Raw genomic sequence first — 19,335 nt, forward strand, 5'->3', positions numbered from 1 at the left:
CGAATCGGCGTCCGTTTTTTTGTACTCTATCCAGAACCCGCCCTTACGTGCCGCACAACCATGCCGACCAAAACCCTGACCCTCGACGGAAACAATATTCACGATATTCCGTCGTTTTACACAGAGATCAATCGCGTGTTCATGGCAGACGAAGACTGGCAGCTTGGGCCAAGTCTGGATGCGCTGGACGACATGCTATACGGCGCCTACGGCGCGGCGCGCGGTGAAGAATCGGTGGTATTGATCTGGCGAAATATGGAAAAAAACCGTGCAGATCTCGGTATTGCAGCTACGCGTGAGTATTACCTCGAAAAACTAAAGCATCCAGACCAATTCAACTTGACACTCATCCGTAAAAAACTGGCAGCGCTGGAAAACGACACGGGTGCCACCTATTTCGATATCGTGCTGCAGATCATCGCTGACCATCCCAACATCACCCTGCGTGGGCAAGATGCGGCCTCATCGGACTGAATCTAGCGGCACGAGAATTGACATACCGATCGAAGTCATTCGGGATACTGCACTTCGAGAATATCCAGCTCTTCCACGCCACCGGGCGTGCGCAAGACAACCGTATCGCCTTCGCGCGCCTTGATCAGTGCGCGTGCCACGGGGGAAATCCAGCTGATCTTCCCGGCCAGGGGCTCTGCCTCGTCGACGCCGACAATCGTGACGACGTGATCCTCGCCCGCCTTGTCCGAATAAGTCACGGTTGCACCGAAAAAAACTTGGTCGCGATTCGGTTGTGCAGCAGGATCGACTACCTCGGCGATGTCCAAGCGTTTAGTCAAAAAACGCATACGGCGATCAATCTCGCGCAGGCGTTTCTTGCCGTATAGATAATCGCCGTTCTCGGAACGATCGCCATTCGAGGCGGCCCACGACACGACCTGCACGACCGAGGGGCGCTCGACATTCATCAAGTGAGCCAACTCATCACGCAAACGGGCATAGCCCGCCGGCGTCATGTAATTGCGCGTCCCTGCCGGCAGCGCCTGCGCCTCGGGCAAATCATCGTCGTCGTCGCGATCCGACTCTTTAACAAAAGCCTTGTTCATTCTTGTCTAGAACCAGTCGTGCCAGACTGGCTTTAAATCATCGGGTAATGGGGGCAACGAACCGAGATCCGCCTTGCTCTCTGTCGCACTATGAAAATCCGATCCCCGCGAGGCCAGAAATCCAAAGCGTCGAGCAACGCCAGCATAATGACGCGCCTCGTCAGCGGTGTGACTCCCCGTCACCACCTCGATCCCGACGCCGCCCAGCTGCAAAAACTCGTCGAACAGCGCATTGAACTGCAACAACGAGTATTTATAGCGGCCGGGATGAGCAATAACAGCCCGTCCGCCTGCGCCAGTGATCCAGCTCACGGCATCCGGCAATGTCGCCCATTGCATCGGAACATGCCCCGGGCAATCGTCGCCCAGGTATTTGTTGAAAACGGTTTGTACATCCGGACAATACCCGGCTTGCACCAAATAACGGGCAAAGTGGGTGCGGCTGACCAGGTCTGGATTACCAGCCAAGGGAATGGCCCCCTCGTAGGCACCGGGCATACCCATGTCCGCCAAACGCTGCCCCATGCGGCGCGCCCGCTCGGAACGGCCAGACCGGGTATTACGCAGGCCCTCCAGCAACGCGGGGTTTTCGGGGTCAAATCCCAGGCCGACAATATGGACCGTTTGCCCAGCCCAAGTGACCGAGACCTCGCTACCCGTGATGAACTGCATCCCGAGTTCGCGTGCAGCCTCGCCGGCCTGCGCTATACCGCCCACCTCGTCATGATCCGTCAACGCCCAGACATCCACGCCATTGGCGTGCGCACGGCGAGCCACCTCGGCCGGCGGCAAAATCCCGTCGGACACAGTGGAATGGCAGTGCAGATCGATGTTCAGGGTAGTGGTGTACATGAAGTCTATTGTACGGCCCTCTCGCTGGCTGGCAATGCCGGCTTTCTTGCCGCAGAGTTCAACCTAATTCTGACAGGGTGCCCGTTTGCAAAGCCACGGCCCAATCCGGCCGGCCGTTACGCCGCGCCAGATCCGCGGCAGTCTGATAGTCGTACGGCACTTTACGTAGGTCGACGGACCAATCAGCACCTTGACGCTCAACGATGGCATATCGCGCCTGGGGCGATCCAGTCTGCACGACGTGTGGCACCGGATGGCTATCATCGTAAGCCTGTAGGCCAACGCTACCGGGGTTGATTACCCTCCGCCCATCGGGCAGACGTACCGATCGAGGAATATGAGTGTGGCCGCAAAAAATAATCGATTGGTTTACCCCATCGAGACGGCTTGTTATTTCGTCTGCGCTGGCTGGCCGCAATCCTGTCTCGTCCACAGTCTCCATGAGGTACTGCAAATCATTGCCGGGCGAACCGTGCACTAACAATATATCCCCACCCAACTGCATATCGAGCGGCAAACTCCTGATCCAGTCTAAATGTTCCTTGCCCAAACGTTCATAGGTAAACCGATCAGAAGCTCCCATTGACTCCACCGGATGAGTCAGCAGCTGCCGCTCATGATTGCCTCGGACGGTGGGCAGGTCGAGTGACATCAGCAGATCAGCCGTCTCAACAGGATGCAGCGGTCCTGAAAGAATGTCTCCCAGATTGACCGTACAGTCCACTCCTTGCTGTGCAATATCCTCCAGGACAGCTTGCAAGGCGGAAATATTGCCGTGGATGTCAGAAAGGACTGCAATCTTCATTTTGAGGTTGATTGGGTGATTCGAGATAGATATTCATATATGGGCGCGACACGCCACCCAAAATCTACGACAGTCTAAACACACGCCACTGTACATCTTCAATGAACTTGTCCCGGTCCAATGGTGATAGGAGTATCGCGTCGAACGGCCCGACCTGGATTTCCACTCGTTGTAGCGACAGCGCTGGTCCAGCCAGAAAACTCCGCGAGCGCCTGACGGATTTGATATCGGTATAGGAGATTTTCCACTTCCGCATGCCGCAACGGACCAACAAATGACTGTCGGTCAAAACGTAGTAACACGGAAAAATCGTCAGGGCGAGAATGGCGAGCCAAAGGATCATCACCACAAAAGCGAGTACATGCCCGGAATGCCACGTGCCCCAGGCAAGCAGCGCAGTCACCACCGCCAACAAAGCTATCAGCCACAGGTCAACTTTCGAGGGATACTTCTTCATAGAAAACCTCGCTTACTCAACCTTCTATTCGAATTCAACTTCAGAACATGGAACCGCACGAATCTGCGGACCGAAACTGGAAATGGCTGACAACGTCGCATTGTGATGTCGCCGTATAGCCTCGCCTGACGCGTGCGGCTTGTCATGCGTAGTATGTGCATCAGCAGCGATCAGAACAGGGAATCCCAAGGCCGCCGCACGCCGAACCGTCGTATCGACGCAAAACTCCGACGCGTAGCCAGCGACTACGATTGATTCTGTACCTAGTTGTGAGAGCAAACCGCCAAGATCTGTGTTCAAAAACGAATCGGCGGTCTTTTTTCCGACCTTCAGGTCGGTCGGCAATTCCAATAACGACGACGCCAATTGCCAGCCTGGAGATAGAAACGCTAACTCTCCAGCATCCTCGTGCTGTATCCAAATCACGGGAACACCTTTGTCCCTCGCTCGCATTGTGAGGAAATTGATGCGCTCAAGCACAACGTCAGCCTCATGGGGACGTGGTTCAGGATCGAACAAACCACGTTGGACGTCGATAATCAGAAGTGCATTCTTCATTGCCTGATCCTGATTCTGGAGCTGACCGCTGGTCAAGGAGAAGTTTCGACTTTTGTTGAAACTGGATCAATCATAGTTCTTTCTATTGCACGCTATAGTGCACGGTCATCGAAAACCAAAAAAATGGTCCAGAATCACAGCGTGATCCTCGAATAGATCAGCTTCGATTTCGGACAGGCGCTCGATGGGCCACCACACGGCCTCCTTGGCGTCGTCGGCGCCTTGTACCTGCGGCAGTTCATCCCGACTGAAACGAAAGTGAAAAGCCTGTGTGATGAGACGACCGCGAGGACTGCGGTCCGGGTGATCAAAAACGGCACTCCTTTTCAGAGCGGCCCTAATCACGCCGGGTAGTGCGGCAAAGCGGGTCTCTTCGTTCAATTCGCGCACCGCGGCGTCATAGAACTGTTCTCCCGGGTCGACAAAACCGCCCGGCAACGCCCACTGCCCATGGCCCATTTCACCGCCGCGCTTGATCAGCAATACGTGATCATTCACCTGCAGCACGCTATCGGCCGTCAGAAAATACGGCCCCGTGTACTTTGCCTTGTAGCGCTTGATCGCCTGGTGCTCGGCACGCCGCACCTCGTATTCCGGCAACGCCGCCCATGATCGCAAATAGTCCAGCGCGCCGGGATCGACATAGGGTTCCAGCACCTGAATGCTGGAGGACAGCGAGCCTTCGCCAAAATACACATCGCGCAAACGTGTCGCATCCAGCGGTTGGATGCTGCCTGCATCCTCATAGGCCCAATCGGGAAACAGATCGAGGTAGTAGCCCGAAGCATCCTTTTTGAACCCGACCAGAGCGACTCGTTGACCTGAGGCACGCGCTCGTACCTCCTCTCGCAAGACATCCGCCCAACGCCGGTCATCGTAATAGTCCCGCACGAATACGAACTCCACACGTGCGCGTTGCGCCTGCGTCAACATGCTTTCCAGCATGGCGCGGCGTTCGAATTCACGAAATGGGTTTTTATCATTGCGCGAACGAAATGAAGAGCCAATCACGATCATCACGCGTTCGCCGGCGTCAAACGCGTGCTGGATCAGCGCTTTATGCGCCAAGTGCGGCAACTGCCAGCGGCCGATGACAACGGTGACGGGATAACGATAAGTCGAAGACATCACAATATTCCTGATTTTCTAGACAATGCCTGGCCCTCCTCCCCACCCCAATTCAGAAAGTGGGAGGAGCAGAAGTCGACGCCGAAGCCTCTCAATACTGCCGCGCCGTGATAGGCACCTGCCTGCCCGTCCCAAACGCACGGGCGCGCACTCGAATGATAGGCGGAGCCTGGCGGCGTTTGTATTCACTGCGCGCGATGAGCCGCTGTACCTTGTCCAGCGTCTGCCGCCCCGTCTCGGTCTGAACCAATGCATCAACGGTATTCTGCGCGACGGCCAGATCGTCGGCGTCGAGCAAGGAGCCCTCGATCAGGACCTTCAGCATCTCATCCAGCACTTCATACGGCGGCAGCGAATCCGTATCCTTTTGATCGGGTGCCAACTCCGCCGATGGTGCTTTTTCGATGATGCTCTGCGGAATCAGCTCCCGGCCTGCTGTCTTGTTGATATGCCCCGACAGGGCAAAGACTTCGGTCTTGTAGAGATCGCCGATCAGTCCCAAACCGCCGTTAGTGTCGCCATACAGTGTGCAATACCCGACGGATAGCTCCGACTTGTTGCCGGTCGTGAGCAACAACGGACCATATTGATTGGAATACGTCATCAACAACGTGCCGCGAACGCGTGCCTGCAGGTTCTCCAGCGCCAGACCGCTCGGCGCTTCGCCCACCGTACTGCCTTGCATCGAGGCCGAAAACTGCGACACGATGTCCCGTATGGGAATCTCGTGCAGCGTCACCCCCAGATTACGGCACAACACTACCGAGTCGGACACGCTGCCCTCGCTCGAATAGACTGACGGCATGGTGATGGCGATCACATTTTCTGGCCCGAGCGCCTCCACAGCCAACGCTATCGTCAACGCGGAATCTATGCCGCCAGAGGAGCCCACCAAGACTTTGCCGAACCCGCAACGACGCGCATAGTCGCGCAGGCCCAGCACGATCTGCTGACGATAGAACTCCAATACGGGCAGTCCATCACGCGGTACCGGCTGCAATACTTTCCCTTGCGCGTCGAAGAATTTCTGGCTGCCAAGATCGAAATGCAGTGTAGGCGAATCGACCTCGAACCGTTCGGCCTCGAATACCACCGTCCCCGCCGCATCCACCGCAAACGAGGCTCCGTCGAACACCAGTTGATCATGTCCGCCTACCTGGGCGACATACAACACAGGCAGTTGGTGACGCGCGCAAGCTTTCGAAAACAATTGATGCCGCACTTGGCGTTTTCCCTTGCTGCTGGGGCTGGCATTAATAGAAATCACCAGATCCGGCGCTGCATCCGCCAAACGCTGAAAGGGATTCACTGAATAATCCTGAGCCTCATCATTCCAGGCATCCTCGCAAATCAGAAAGCCGATCGTCGCCCCTCTGAGACGCAGTATTTTTGCGGTATCCGGTCCCGGTGCAAAGTGCCGCTGCTCATCGAACACCCCATAGGTGGGCAATAATTGTTTGTATTGCGTATGTACGACTTCGCCGTTCAACAGCACCTGCAGGCCGTTGTAAAAAGGCTTTCCAGACGTACCCTCTCGCCTTATCGGCAGACCGACCACCCAATACACATCCGGTGTTTGACGGCTCGTCTCATAGAGCGTTGCCTGCGCAGCCGCGCGACGACGCTCAAAAAGCGGATCGTCCAACAGATCGCCAGGGGTGTACCCCGTCAACGCGAGCTCCGGGAACACCACCATATCCGCGCCGGCGCCTTGCGCCTGCTGTGCGACCGCCAACATCATGGCGATGTTGCCATCCATGTCTCCGACCGTGGGATTGATCTGGCCTACCGTGATCGAAAATTGGTTTTGCATAGTTCGACCTTTATATAAAGAATTCCGCTCAATCCGCCGTGCGATTAAATACCTGACGCAGATACGCGAGGAAGGTCTCGTCATCGCACAAGGTTTTCCCCGGCGAGTCCGCTAATTTGGCCACAGGCTGGTCATTGCAACTCACCAACTTCATGACGATATTCAAAGGCGTCGCCCCCACGTCATTCGTCAGGTTCGTGCCAATCCCAAAGCCCAATTGGCAACGATCGCCAAAATGCGCGTACAGCGACAACATCTTTGGCACATCCAGCCCATCGGAAAACGTCAGGCGTTTGGCATGGGCATCAATACGCAGCGATTTGTAGTGTGCCAAAGCCTTTTCCCCCCATACTACAGGGTCGCCCGAATCATGACGCAGGCCATCGAACAGCTTGGCGAAATACAGGTCGAAATCCGCCAGGAACGCATCCATGCCGATCACGTCCGTCAGCGCAATACCCAGGTCGCCACGATATTCCTGCACCCAGGCCTCCAGCGCAGCCTTTTGCGACAAACGCAATTGCACACCGACCGCCTGAAACGTCTGCAAATACTCGTGCGCCATCGTGCCGATCGGCACCAGATCGAATTTCTTGGCCAAATACACGTTGGATGTGCCACGGAAATAGGCTGGCAATTCGGCAGCCAAGGTCGCTACGACCTCTTCTTGCCAGGCACCGCTGAAACGGCGCCGCAGGCCAAAATCAAAAAACTCAAAAGGATGCCGCAGCTTCAGATCCGTCAAAGCGTCCCGCAGTTGCGTCACCTTGTCGCGCAGCCGCGCGCGCCCTTCCGACAGGTCCTCGATTTCCAATCGGCGAAAGTACAATTCGTTCACGATCGCCAGCACGTAAATCTCGAACAACATGACATGCACCTGCGGCCCACGGGCGATGATCGAGAGTTGGTCTCCCTCGGCACGCGCCTCGATAAACGGGCGGTGCAGCTGGAACATGCGCAGGTATTCGATAAAGTCGGGTTTGAAATAACTGCGCGTGGCCAGGTATTTCAATTCGTCGGGAGAAAAGCGCAAGGTGCACAAATAGTCCAGCTGCTGATTCACATCATCGGCCAACTCGGCCAGCGGAAAAGCCGGCTGATTGCGGCACACGAACCGGTACTGCGCCGTGTTGGTCGGGTACTTGTGCAGCAATGCCTGCAGCATCGAGAACTTGTACAGATCGGTTTCCAACAATGATTGAATGACGGGACGAAAGTGTTGGGACATCGTGATTCTCTCTAATGAACTGTTGGACGATCAGCGTATGCACGCATCCATTACCTGTTGAGCCGTCAGCAGCTGGACGCCGGCCGCGCTCGCGCGCTGCAAAAACTGCTCGGCCTGGGCCTCAAATCCGCCGACAGGGCTCATGCAATCCGTCAGCAGCGCGACTTGAAAACCTGCCTTGAGCGACAACCTCGGCAACGCGCCCAATAACTGATCGACGCTCGCCGCCACGCAGTGGCTGGACGCCAGGCCTGCCACCAAGAGCAGATCGACCTCCTCGGTGACTCGCTGAGCCAGTGGGGTATTGAATTGCGTCGATGGCACGTCATCCAGAGGAACCTCGGCCTCGAATGCGCCGTAATGCTCGCTCCACGGGTATTCACCCTTCAGTACCTTGCGCGGCGTGCTGTGAGACTGCAATTCCCACCTCGCCAACGCATTGGCGACATCGGCGTGAATGTTGTGCCCCCACGTGCCCGTCACGCAATGCACCGGCCACACCACCAACTGATAACGGCCGGCATGCTCCAATGCGCGCAATTGCCGCAACACCAGATCCGCTTGACTGGCCGGCACGAAATCCCCTGCCGCGACCCGATCCGCCGAGATCAGGGTAAAGGGTGCAACTGGCTGTCCGTCGCGGTCTTTCCAGAATGTCGTGCGCTCGATCGCGACATGAGGGTGAGAGTCCAGCGTGATCGTAATGTCGCGCAGACGCGCCCCCATCCGGGTCACAAAATCAGCCAACCGTTTCATGTCCTGGTCGCCACCAGACACCGGCAAAGCGGGCGACGCCGCTATCCCCTGCACCTGCGGCCGCGCACTGGCCGGCAAATCGCAAAAATCGTTCTGAGGATCAATGATCAAAAGGTGAATCTGCTGGCTCACGACGGTTCTCCACAAAGGCATCTGGATAGGTTGATCAAATTATACATACTTACGGCATATTTGCCATAAGTTATGTAGGCCTATTCATGTAGAAATATGTGACATACCGCGTTTTCGCCGTTAATATCCTGACATCCCATTCTGGCCTGGCTATGAGCGATCTTTCTCCCACATCACACCCTACTCCGATCCTGACCGTCGATGTCGTACTGCTGACGTTACTGGATCGCTACCTTCAGGTCGGCCTGGTCCGGCGTGACAATCCGCAAGAGCCCTTTTTCCAGGCATGGGCCCTGCCGGGGGGATTTGTGCGTCCTCAGACCGATCACGACGCTCAACACACTGCGATGCGGGTCCTGCAGGAAAAGGCCGGCGTACAAAGTCCCTATCTCGAGCAACTCGCCACGTTCACGGGCGCGGCGCGCGATCCGCGTGGCTGGTCTGCATCCATCGTCTATTACGCATTGGTGGCGCCGCACATCGCGCCTCAGGGCAGCGATAAATTCCGATGGGAACCCGTCAACGAGGTCGCAAAGCGCACACTGCCCTTTGATCATTCCTCGATCTTGCGTTGCGCCGTCGAGCGCGTGCAATCCAAGACCAGTTATTCGGCGCTGCCTATCCATCTAATGCCTGCCGAATTCACGATTTCGGAACTGCGAGCGGTATATGAACAACTGCTGGGGGGCACGCTGGAGCCCCGCGGATTCATCCGCAGAATTCAGGAAATGAACGCGCTGGAGGAAACGGGCCGGACAAAGACCGAGGGTCACCGGCCCGCACGGCTGTATCGCGCCAGGTGTGATGATGTGCTCGCGACGCTGGAGCCGTCGCTGTTGCCCAAATAAGTCTCATGCTGCTTTCACCCAAGGAACGGCCCCCACGTCGCGTGTACCGAAGGAATACCGCCACATCATTTCAACTGCGGCAACACCGTTGCATCGCGTTTACCTCGGTAAACGCCGGCGCGCCACCTATCACGACGATACCGGCTGTCCGCGCAAGAAACTCGCCACAGGATCGATCTGCGCATCGTCCATGAGCGTCGGCGCATGCCCCACGCCCGCTACAGTGACCAGGCTAGCCCGGGCGTTGCGCGCCAGCATCTCCTGGGCAGTCACTTCGCTCAGCAAATCCGATTCAGCGCCTCGCACAATCAGAACAGGACAATCCAGGGAATCATAGGCGTTCCACAGTAACTGCTCTCCCGTGGAATACGCCTCGGCTGCCTGCGACGCCAGAGGCACAGCCAGATTCAGATCGTAGTGTTTGACCCATTTATCGCCGCGCTGGACATACACGTTACGCGTCAGGTCTTCCCATTGCGCGTCCGTATGCGGCCCAAACGTCGCTGACACCTCGCGCACGGCGTGCACCGCCTGAGCAAAAGACTCGAACTCGACAGGCTGGCCGACATATTGACCGATGCGGCCCAAGGCCTCGGGACTCAACCTCGGCCCTACGTCGTTTAACACCATCCGATCAAAGCGAATATCCTGATCGGCCGGCCATGCCTCGGGACGCGGCTGCACGGCATGCATCATGCGGGCAAAGGTGGCAATGCCGGCCAAGCCCAACCCGATCAAGCCCCCCATCGACGTTCCCACCCACAACAACGAGGCGGGCCGTAGCCTCGCGATCAAGGTCACCATGTCCGACACGTACTGCGGCACGCTATAGAGCGCAGGCGTGGGCAACCAGTCAGAACGGCCCCGCCCCACCACGTCCGGGCAGACCACCCGGAAATCGCCTGCCATTCTCCGAGCCAGGGAATCAAAGTCCCGGCCCGTACGGGTCAATCCGTGTACGCAGAGCAAAACGCGATCATTATCGGGATCCCCCCATTCCGTGTAAGCCATGCGATGCAATCCCGCGGGACTGGCGCAGGTGACGTAATCGAATCTGGGTTCCAGCATGGAGACTCCTGACCGTTTGGGGGAGCAGACATCTTATCTCAGGTATATCGCAGTCCTCCCGTCATATCCCCCACTACCCTCCTGCGTCATCACTAGGCTGCCTCTGAATCCCATTTATAAAATCGTTTCCGCAAAATTATGGTTATCCCTAGTTTTACACCAATAAAAACGCCGCGATAATTTGTGGAAACGTTTCCACCATATCAATCAAAGGCAGACAATGAATCAGGCACTTCAGGCGGCCCGTGTACAAACCGTGATCGATCACATGGCGCTCGAATGCGTACAGGAATGGGATAAGGTCATCGACACCTTCGAGCACCCCCGATACGAAATGCACTCAAGCGGCGCAACGTTTGACGGCGTCGATCAGGTGATGGGCTACTTTCACTCCTCCCGTGCCGCCTTTCCAGATCTGAAAAACGAGATCATCGCGGTTGCCGCAGCCGAGGGAACCGACACAGTCCTGGTTGAGTTCTGGCTTACGGGAACCCACCAAGGCCCCTTCTCCGTAGACGGCAAAACGTACGAGCCGACGGGACGCACCTTTCGCGTCCGCATGGCAGCCACATTCGAATTTGCGCCAGATTCCGACAGAATCATTTGCGAACGTCCCTATAGCTGTCAGAACGCAAAGCTGCGTTCGCTAGGGCTGCTGTAAAGCTCATCCGACGCTGTCAAAGGAGGCGGCGTCGCCTATCACTTATCGAGCATGACATAAACGGGCCTCAACGAGCGCACGGAAAAACGACCTATCAGGAGACAAAAAAAATGAAGAAACTATCTGCCGCTGTCATGATGGCGGGCTTGTTCATATCCGGCGCCGTACATGCCGACTACCCCGATCGTCCGATTCGTATGCTCTTGCCGTTCTCCGCCGGTGGAGGCGGAGATACGCTGGGGCGCATTCTCGCCGAACGATTCGCCGCCGAACTCAAGCAACCCGTCATTGTGGAAAACAAGCCCGGGGCGGGCGGAACCATCGGGATAGCGACTGTGGCCAGATCCGCACCTGACGGTTACACCATCACCATCGGCGGAATGACCACACATGTGCTGTCCCCATTGGTCTACCAGAATCTGCCTTATGACCCCATCAAGAGCTTTACCTCATTAGGCGCGATCGGAAACTCGGCGATCATCGTCATCGCCAACAACGACTTCCCCGCCAACAACGTTGCCGAGCTGCGCAAGCTCGCGGACTCCAGGAAAGAACCCGTGCAATATGCGAGCTGGGGAGTCGGCTCGACAGGCCATTTCTGCGGCGAGGTCATGGCGCAGAAAGGCAACGTCAAACTCACGCATGTGCCCTATAAAGGAACCACGCAAGTCATGACCGACGTGATCGGCGGTCATATAGATCTGGGCTTTGTCGACATGGCTACGGCCACGCCCATGGTCACGCAGCACAAGGTAAAGGCCCTGGCAGTCTGTACCAAGCGATCCCCGAGCACACCGGACGTACCCAGCTACAAGGAACAGGGGATTGATTTCGACCGGGATTTGAACTGGGCAATGTATGTCCCCGCCGGCACCCCTGCCCCCGTCGTCCAGCGGCTTTCCTCGACATTGGAAAAGGTTCTGAAAGAGCCGGACGTTGTCCAGAAACTCCTTGGCCTGGGAATCACCGCGAACTATATATCCGGGCCCAAACACGAAAAAGCCAATGCGGCAGACATCGAGGCCTGGCGCGCTGTGGCCAAAGAGGCCGGAATCAAACCGCAATAAACCGGCGGACCCTCACTCCTTTCCCTAGTTCTCGTTACCCAACGCTTATGAAACTGCTCGAAGGCCGTGTCGCAATTATCTCCGGCGCATCGCATCCCAAAGGAATTGGCAAAGCCACCGCACGCCTGTTCCTGGAGCATGGCGCACGGGTCGCCATACTCGATCTGAATGAAGATGCGATCAGAGAATGCGCGCACGACCTGGGCGCAGATGAGTCCAGCCTATTGCCATTGACGTGCGACGTTGGCGATCCTGAACAATGCGCACGAGCGGTCAATAGTGTCCGAACATGGTCGGCTGGCTGCATCGATATCTTGGTGAACAATGCGGCCATCACACAAAAAACCGTCTTCCAAGACATCGCTGATGACGACTTTGACCGCCTCATCCGCGTCAACCTCAAGGGTGTTTTCAACCTCAGCAAAGCCACCGTGGCGATCATGATCGAGAGATCCGCTGGCAGCATTGTCAGCATCTCCTCTTTATCCGCACAGAATGGCGGCGGTGTTTTTGGCGGCGCACACTATTGCGCTGCCAAAGCCGGTGTGCAAGGGTTGACAAGAGCCATGGCCAGAGAGTTCGGCGCCCACAACATCCGCGCCAATGCGATCGCTCCAGGGCTCATTACGACGGACTTTTCCCGTACCGGTCGATCCGACGAGAGCAAAGATCAGGCCGCTCAGATTTGGCCATTACAACGAGCGGGACGCCCCCACGAAATCGCCGGAGGCTGTCTGTTCCTGGCGAGCGACCTGAGCAGTTATGTCACCGGCACGACGTTGGATATCAACGGCGGCGCCCACATGAATTAAAGAGACTGATATGAGTATTTTCTTCAAAAGCGCACGCCAGGTCGGCTACGTGGTGCGAGACATCGAAAAAGCCATGAAGCATTGGTCGGATGTGCTCGGTGTTGGCCCCTGGTTCTACAAAGAAGAGGTCGGGACGACGGAGTTTCGATACTACGGCAAAGCCTCTCAACCGCCCCGGCTGTCCATCGCACTGGCTAACTCCGGCGACCTGCAAATCGAACTCATCCAGCAACGTGACGATGCGCCTTCACTGTATATGGACTCGCTCAAGCAGGCAGGCGAATGCGCGCAGCACATCGCGTACTGGACGCTGAATGAGTTTGATGCCTTTACCGCCAGGCTGCTGCAGCACGGCTACGTGGAGGGCCATGGCGGACAAATGGGAACAAGAGGCCGTTTCGCCTATTTCGTTCATCCGGACCTGCCCAGCGGCATGATCGAGATCTCGGAGATGAAAGGCGGCAAAGGCGAATATTTCGATGAGATCAGGAAAGCGAGCGAGGGCTGGGATGGTTCGGCCCCCATTCGCCAACGGTCATAAGGTATGTCACAGGCCTGAAGACAGTGTATGTTAGCCAATTTTGGCACGGGCAAATGCGAACATGAAAGACCGTATCACTATCCGCGATGTCGCGAAAAAAGCCGGCGTTTCCCTAGGCACGGCCTCACGCGCACTCAATCGTACAGGCCGCGTGAGCGATGCCGCCATCGCCGCGGTCAACCAAGCCGTGCGTGAGCTGGACTACAAGCCGGACGTCGTCGCACGCAGCCTGCGCACCCGCTCGTCCGGTGTCATTGGTTTGCTCGTGTCCGATTTGGCCAACCCTCTCTATGCGCGGATCATTACCGCCGCCGAGGCTGCCTTGCAGGCAGAGGGATATTCCTTGCTCGTTGCCAGCACACACAATGAACGCAAGCGGGAAGAATCACTGATCGAGATTTTCCGCGGCAGACGTGTCGATGCCTTGATTCTGGGGCCCTGCGAGAGAGAATCAGCCGAGCTCATTGAAAAACTGACTCAGGATCTGCCCGTCGTCGCCCTGGATCGTGATTTTGCGGCCGGCTCGGTCGGCGTCCTGGTAGACCATAATGCCGGCGCCTTTCAGGCCACACAGTATTTATTGAATCTGGGACACACCCGGATTGCCCTGCTGACGCCTGGCACAGAACTCCGAACGGGTAAAGAACGGATTGCGGGATTCCGCAAGGCATTCGAGGCCCGAGGCCTGACGCCCGACCCGGCCTTGATTCGAGCCGAGCGCTCTGCCATGCAGTTCGCCTTTGCCGAAGCGATGTCCCTGCTGTCGCAGGCCGAGCGTCCCACTGCATTCCTTTGTCTCGGCACGCGGATTCTCTCAGGGGTCCTCCAGGCCATCCGCCATACCGGCTACTCAGTTCCGCAAGACGTCAGCGTCATCAGCATCGGGGACACCGACCTGTCTCAACTTTTCAGCCCCACCATCACATCGCTGAGCTGGGATCTGGAAGTCATGGGGACCTGCGCAGCACAGTTGGTTCTCAAGCATCTGGACCGGCAGTTGCCCGCCGCCTCCAGCGACCGCATTGCCATCAAAACGCAATTGATACTGCGCGAATCATGCGCCCCCGCCGCACCGCCTAGTTGATTCATTTTTCACCAAGGAGCAGTCATGGCATTACCCAACACCATCACCCATCAGGATCGTCTGCTGAGCGTCAATATTGCTGACGGCGTCGAGTTGCCAGGTGCCGCACCCGGTTCATCCATCATTCCGCTGTTTCTCGACCGGGAAAACGGTGTCTGGGTGCTCTATGGCAAGTTCGCTCCAGGCACTCGGCTGCCCACGCATTTCCATACTGGCGTGGTTCATTTCTTTACCACGAAGGGTCAATGGAACTACCTCGAGTATCCAAATGATCCGCAGACGGCGGGCAGCTATCTCTATGAGCCCGGTGGGTCCGTGCACACGTTCGCAGTGCCCGAAGACGCAACAGAGCACGCAGAGGGTTTCATGGTGGTGTTCGGTGCCAATATCAATTTCGTCGATAACGAGTTTGCCAATATCCGGGATGCCGGCGCGATTGAAGACTCCATTCTCGCTGCCGCAGAAAAAGCTGGTCTGCCTATTCCCCGCTATATCAGGCCAAAGGGCGGTGCTGAATTCACGCGCGATTAATGAATGCGCATCCCGCAGTCCCAAACACGTTGAGACAAGAAATGAGACTAGCAGGCAAGATCGCCCTGGTGTCAGGCGCAGGAACGCTAAAGAAATCCTTTACCACGGCTGATCAGGTGGGCAACGGCGCAGCCTGTGCCATACGATTCTCCCGAGAAGGCGCCAAAGTGATCTGTACGGACAGATCGCTGGATGCTGCCCAAGAAACGGCTGACATGATTCGTGCAGAAGGCGGCGAAGCTGTTGCGCTGGCACTCGACGTCACTGACACCCCGCAGATCGACGAGGTCGTGAGGAATATCGCAGGCCGTCACGGCGGCATCGACGTTCTGCACAATAATGTAGGAATAGAGATTCAGGGCGATCTGCTCGCTGTCAAAGACGAAGAATGGGATCAGGTGATGGCCGTCAATCTGCGCGGCACAATGGCCATGTCCCGCGCCGTTGTACCGTATATGCGTCAGCGTGCAGGCGGCTCGATCATCAACGTCTCTTCTACGGCCAGCCTGAAGTGGAGCCCAATGCAATTTCTGTCCTATAGTACGGCGAAAGCGGGGCTCAACCACATGACGCGCGTCATTGCCCGGCAATATGCCAATGAACAGATCCGCTGTAATTGCATCGTCCCAGGCATGATACGGACGCCACACGCTGACGCGCTCTACGCCAGTGAGGCAGAGGCCGCGAAAGGCCATGAATTCCGGGATTCGCGATGCCCCATGGGCCGCCAAGGGACGCCTTGGGACATCGCAAATGCTGCGTTATTCCTGGCCTCTGACGAAGCCGCCTACGTCACGGGAACGCTGTTAGTGGTGGACGGCGGGTCGAGTCTATAAACATCAAGCACCGTGCAGCGAACGATACGTCAAACATTCCTCCACCCCGAACCGGCCGTTTTCGCGTCCCAACCCAGAATCACGCCTGCCACCAAACGGCGTGGCCAGATTCTGGGGTGCGCCATTGATGATGACTTGTCCCGTGATCATTTCACGGGCAAAACGCGTGGCACGATCCTGATCCGAGGACCATACGGCGCCAGACAGCCCGTAACGCGTGGCGTTGGCAAACGTTAATGCCTGCGACTCCGAATCATAGGGCATGACCGCGAGTACCGGGCCAAAGACTTCCTCCTGCGCAATCGTGAAATCCGGATCGATATCCGACAGGATGGTCACGGGGCAGAACCAACCCTTTGTAAAGCCCGCTGCCCTGCCCGTCCCACCGGCGACCCGTCTGGCGCCTTGATCCAGGGCCTGCTCGACCAAACGATTAATACGAATGAATTGCCGCTGGTTCGCCACGGGACCTAATCGGGTAGCCGGATCAAGCGGGTCACCGATGGACCAGTCGCCTAGCAACCCGGTCAGACGTTCTTCAATCTGACCGAGGCTCTCGCGGGGCACGATCAGGCGGGATTGACTGACACAGGCTTGGCCCGAGTTGGCGACCGCCATGCGCAGGGCCACGGGAATGGCCTTGTCCAGATCCGCATCGGGCAGCAAAACCGCTGCCGACTTGCCCCCCAGCTCCAGCGTGACGCGTTTGAACGCATTGGCCGCATCGACCGAGACGGCGCGTCCCACGGCGGTGCTGCCGGTAAAGCTGATCTGATCGACCTGCGGATGAATGACCAGTTGTCTGCCGATATTCGCATCACCCCACACCAAGTTCACCACACCCGGTGGCAAGCCGGCATCGTGGCACGCTTGAATGAACGCCCACGCCGCACCGGGCGCGAGCTCGCTCGGCTTCAACACGACAGTGCAGCCCGCCGCGATCGCGGCGGCGACCTTGGCAACAATCTGATGCACCGGGAAATTCCACGGCGTAATGGCAGCGATCACGCCGACAGGAATGCGCTCTACCAACCCATTGCCTACACGCTCCTGCCATACGACCTGGTCCAAAGCGTCGCGAGCGAATTCCAGGCCCTTCATCGCCATAGGTAATTGCATCATCTCACCCAACCAGACCGGGCAACCCATTTCACGAGCCAAACTGTCCACCACGTCGGATGACCGCTGTTGCAATGCGGCAGCCAGCTTCTGTAGTGCGGCACGCCGCTCGTCGAGTGTGGAACGAGACCACTGCGGTAGCGCATCGGCTGCACACTGTATGGCACGATCCAGATCCTGCGCGGAGCAAGATTGGACATGTGCAGTAATGGCCTCTGTGGACGGATTGCACACAGGCAACGCGGCCGCTCCTGTGCAAGCCTCAAAACGCCCCCCCAGATAAAACTGTTCGTAGCGCATCAAAAGACTCCATCAAGTGGATTAGCGGGTGCTGCTGGCCCTGCCATGCCTTTCATCGGCTGCAGGCGCAGCAAGTGCCATGGGCTGGGCACCACGCCGATTTTGACCTCGACCATGACGGGGCCTTGTGCGGTCATCGATTGCTGAACCACAGACCGCAATGCGTCGGGCGTATCGACTTGCTCAAAATTCACGCCAAACGCCTTTGCCAACAAACCGAAATCGGGATTGGCCAATTCGACGGCGACTTCCGCATCGAACGTTCGACGCTGGATAGCGCGAACATTCCCGTAGTGCCCGTCGTTGAACACGATCAGCGTCACGGGCAGGTTGTAGCGCTTCGCTGTGGCCAGCTCTTGCAGGTTCCAACCGAAGCCGCCATCTCCAGTAATGGAGACCACCCTGCGCCCGCCTCCCCCCACCGCTGCGCCAAGCGCGACAGGGAATCCGTAACCCAAGGTGCCCTGATAGCCGGGACCGATATAAGTACGAGGCTCATATACAGGAAACGCAATTCGTGCCAGGTAGCCGATCTGGGTCAATTCATTCACAAAGATCGCATCATCAGGCATCGCCTCTCTGAGGGCATGTACATACTGTGCCTGGGGCGTGATCGCATTGATCTGATCCTGTGCCCAACGCTTGACTGACAGGGCGTCGGTTTCCTTGATGGACTGCCTGGGCTTGAGCCGTTCGGCGAGCTGCGGCAACACGTCGACGGCATCGGCAATCAAAGCGATGTCCGGCACTCTGGGAGCAGTAACGTCGGCGGGATCGATATTGATATAGACATACCGCACACCATCGCCAGCAGGCCAGGAGGCGGTAGGCGTCATGGCGTCGATAAAACGGCTGCCGACGACCAGCACGACGTCCGCGTGCTGAAAGACCGCGCGGCCCGCCAGAGAGTTCATCGCCAGCGGGTGCCTGTCGCTGAGCGCGCCGCGTCCGTTATCGCTGGCCACCACGGGCGCGCCGATCCTCTCTGCCAACGCCTGCAGCGCTTTTCCGCCCTCTGGGTTGCTGACTCCGCCGCCCGCATAGATGATCGGAAATTTCGCCGAATTGATCAACGTCGCGGCGGCGTCCAGCAATTTTGCATCGACGGGCCTGGCTGTCTTGTCGGTTACCGCCGCCTTGCCGGTATGGCTCTGATCCACCGTGGTATGCAGATAATCATGTGGCACCTCTACGCCGACGGGACGCGGGCGGCCCGATTCCAACTGGGCGAAGGCTTCATCGAACGTCACGGAGATACGATCGGCTGATTCAACCACCGTATTCCATTTCGTCAGTCCAGCCACGAAACCTGTCTGGTCCTTGATTTCATGGAGCAGCCCATACCCCTTGCCAACGCCTTCAGAGTGGATCTGAGGCGTAACAAACAGGACTTTCGAATTGGATGCGTAGGCAGTTGCCAATCCCGCGCCCGTATTCAATGCGCCGGGCCCAGGCACCACCATCGCGGTGCCGATTTTTCCCGAGGCGCGGTAGTAGCCATCCGCCATGTATGTGGTCGTCTGCTCATGCCTGGGCACGAATAGATTGATCTCCGAGGCGCGCTGACGCAGTGCGTCCACGGCCCAGTCCAATTGGATTCCGGGAATCAGGAAAAGATCTTTTACGCCGTGCTCAATCAAACTGCCGGCCAACGCCTGTCCACCTGTCATTGTCATTA

General features: G+C 57.4%; 21 protein-coding genes. 9 read left to right on the forward strand and 12 right to left on the reverse strand.

The genetic code is table 11. The features are described from left to right. Positions 1–60 precede the first annotated feature (60 nt). Positions 61–474: a barstar family protein gene (locus ACYVI2_RS06160; protein WP_415820360.1), complete on the forward strand. Its 414-nt coding sequence runs from the start codon at positions 61–63 to the stop codon at positions 472–474. 35 nt (positions 475–509) lie between these two features. On the opposite strand, the gene greB is transcribed toward ACYVI2_RS06160, so the two are convergent. From greB to ACYVI2_RS06205, 9 genes are all read right to left on the reverse strand, one after another. Beyond that, complete coding sequence (gene greB, locus ACYVI2_RS06165; RefSeq protein WP_415820359.1) at positions 510–1,061, reverse strand: transcription elongation factor GreB; 552 nt, start codon at positions 1,059–1,061, stop codon at positions 510–512. Positions 1,062–1,067: 6 nt separating this feature from the next. Then, positions 1,068–1,913 (reverse strand): 3',5'-nucleoside bisphosphate phosphatase, encoded by an 846-nt coding sequence (locus tag ACYVI2_RS06170; RefSeq protein ID WP_415820358.1) that lies wholly within the window; start codon positions 1,911–1,913, stop codon positions 1,068–1,070. Positions 1,914–1,971: 58 nt separating this feature from the next. Continuing rightward, positions 1,972–2,718, reverse strand: a complete 747-nt coding sequence (locus ACYVI2_RS06175) for a metallophosphoesterase family protein (RefSeq protein ID WP_415820357.1) — start codon at positions 2,716–2,718, stop codon at positions 1,972–1,974. 64 nt (positions 2,719–2,782) lie between these two features. Beyond that, the gene (locus tag ACYVI2_RS06180; protein ID WP_415820356.1) at positions 2,783–3,175 is read right to left on the reverse strand and encodes a PH domain-containing protein; all 393 of its coding nucleotides are present in this window, start codon (positions 3,173–3,175) and stop codon (positions 2,783–2,785) included. A gap of 24 nt (positions 3,176–3,199) precedes the next feature. After that, positions 3,200–3,733, reverse strand: coding sequence for a cysteine hydrolase family protein (locus tag ACYVI2_RS06185; protein ID WP_415820355.1), 534 nt, complete (start codon positions 3,731–3,733; stop codon positions 3,200–3,202). Between the two features lie 105 nt (positions 3,734–3,838). Next, positions 3,839–4,861: an NUDIX domain-containing protein gene (locus ACYVI2_RS06190; RefSeq protein WP_415820354.1), complete on the reverse strand. Its 1,023-nt coding sequence runs from the start codon at positions 4,859–4,861 to the stop codon at positions 3,839–3,841. Between the two features lie 91 nt (positions 4,862–4,952). Next, the gene (locus tag ACYVI2_RS06195; protein WP_415820353.1) at positions 4,953–6,674 is read right to left on the reverse strand and encodes an NAD+ synthase; all 1,722 of its coding nucleotides are present in this window, start codon (positions 6,672–6,674) and stop codon (positions 4,953–4,955) included. A gap of 28 nt (positions 6,675–6,702) precedes the next feature. Beyond that, positions 6,703–7,902: a nicotinate phosphoribosyltransferase gene (pncB, locus tag ACYVI2_RS06200; RefSeq protein WP_415820352.1), complete on the reverse strand. Its 1,200-nt coding sequence runs from the start codon at positions 7,900–7,902 to the stop codon at positions 6,703–6,705. A 30-nt stretch (positions 7,903–7,932) separates the two neighbouring features. Beyond that, complete coding sequence (locus ACYVI2_RS06205; protein ID WP_415820351.1) at positions 7,933–8,790, reverse strand: cysteine hydrolase family protein; 858 nt, start codon at positions 8,788–8,790, stop codon at positions 7,933–7,935. A 152-nt stretch (positions 8,791–8,942) separates the two neighbouring features. Between ACYVI2_RS06205 and ACYVI2_RS06210 the strand changes: the two genes are divergently transcribed. After that, complete coding sequence (locus ACYVI2_RS06210; RefSeq protein ID WP_415820350.1) at positions 8,943–9,638, forward strand: NUDIX hydrolase; 696 nt, start codon at positions 8,943–8,945, stop codon at positions 9,636–9,638. Between the two features lie 129 nt (positions 9,639–9,767). Here ACYVI2_RS06210 and ACYVI2_RS06215 read toward each other — a convergent pair whose 3' ends face one another. After that, positions 9,768–10,706: an alpha/beta fold hydrolase gene (locus ACYVI2_RS06215; RefSeq protein ID WP_415820349.1), complete on the reverse strand. Its 939-nt coding sequence runs from the start codon at positions 10,704–10,706 to the stop codon at positions 9,768–9,770. A gap of 220 nt (positions 10,707–10,926) precedes the next feature. Here ACYVI2_RS06215 and ACYVI2_RS06220 point away from each other — a divergent pair, with 220 nt between their 5' ends. The 7 genes from ACYVI2_RS06220 (at position 10,927) to ACYVI2_RS06250 (ending at position 16,238) form a co-directional block, all read left to right on the forward strand. Further along, entirely contained in the window at positions 10,927–11,367 is a 441-nt protein-coding gene (locus tag ACYVI2_RS06220) for an ester cyclase (RefSeq protein WP_415820348.1), read from the forward strand. Positions 11,368–11,477: 110 nt separating this feature from the next. Next, positions 11,478–12,434 carry a Bug family tripartite tricarboxylate transporter substrate binding protein gene (locus ACYVI2_RS06225; protein WP_415820347.1) on the forward strand — a complete coding sequence of 319 codons (957 nt, stop codon included), beginning with the start codon at positions 11,478–11,480 and terminating at the stop codon, positions 12,432–12,434. 47 nt (positions 12,435–12,481) lie between these two features. Continuing rightward, the gene (locus ACYVI2_RS06230) at positions 12,482–13,246 is read left to right on the forward strand and encodes an SDR family NAD(P)-dependent oxidoreductase (protein ID WP_415820346.1); all 765 of its coding nucleotides are present in this window, start codon (positions 12,482–12,484) and stop codon (positions 13,244–13,246) included. A gap of 10 nt (positions 13,247–13,256) precedes the next feature. Then, on the forward strand, positions 13,257–13,787 hold the full coding sequence (locus ACYVI2_RS06235; protein WP_415820345.1) for a VOC family protein: 531 nt from the start codon (positions 13,257–13,259) through the stop codon (positions 13,785–13,787). A 61-nt stretch (positions 13,788–13,848) separates the two neighbouring features. Continuing rightward, positions 13,849–14,871, forward strand: coding sequence for a LacI family DNA-binding transcriptional regulator (locus ACYVI2_RS06240; protein WP_415820344.1), 1,023 nt, complete (start codon positions 13,849–13,851; stop codon positions 14,869–14,871). Positions 14,872–14,895: 24 nt separating this feature from the next. Continuing rightward, the gene (locus ACYVI2_RS06245) at positions 14,896–15,402 is read left to right on the forward strand and encodes a 2,4'-dihydroxyacetophenone dioxygenase family protein (protein ID WP_415820343.1); all 507 of its coding nucleotides are present in this window, start codon (positions 14,896–14,898) and stop codon (positions 15,400–15,402) included. Between the two features lie 41 nt (positions 15,403–15,443). Beyond that, positions 15,444–16,238, forward strand: a complete 795-nt coding sequence (locus tag ACYVI2_RS06250; protein ID WP_415820342.1) for an SDR family NAD(P)-dependent oxidoreductase — start codon at positions 15,444–15,446, stop codon at positions 16,236–16,238. A 3-nt stretch (positions 16,239–16,241) separates the two neighbouring features. On the opposite strand, the gene ACYVI2_RS06255 is transcribed toward ACYVI2_RS06250, so the two are convergent. Together ACYVI2_RS06255 and ACYVI2_RS06260 are read right to left on the reverse strand one after the other, a co-directional pair. After that, a complete protein-coding gene (locus ACYVI2_RS06255) occupies positions 16,242–17,657 on the reverse strand; it encodes an aldehyde dehydrogenase family protein (RefSeq protein WP_460490278.1) in 1,416 nt (471 codons plus the stop codon). Beyond that, a complete protein-coding gene (locus ACYVI2_RS06260) occupies positions 17,657–19,333 on the reverse strand; it encodes a thiamine pyrophosphate-dependent enzyme (protein WP_415820340.1) in 1,677 nt (558 codons plus the stop codon). The genes ACYVI2_RS06255 and ACYVI2_RS06260 overlap by 1 nt, the downstream gene beginning before the upstream one ends. Between the last annotated feature and the right edge of the window lie 2 nt (positions 19,334–19,335).

The sequence above is a fragment of the Bordetella tumbae genome (assembly GCF_054780995.1).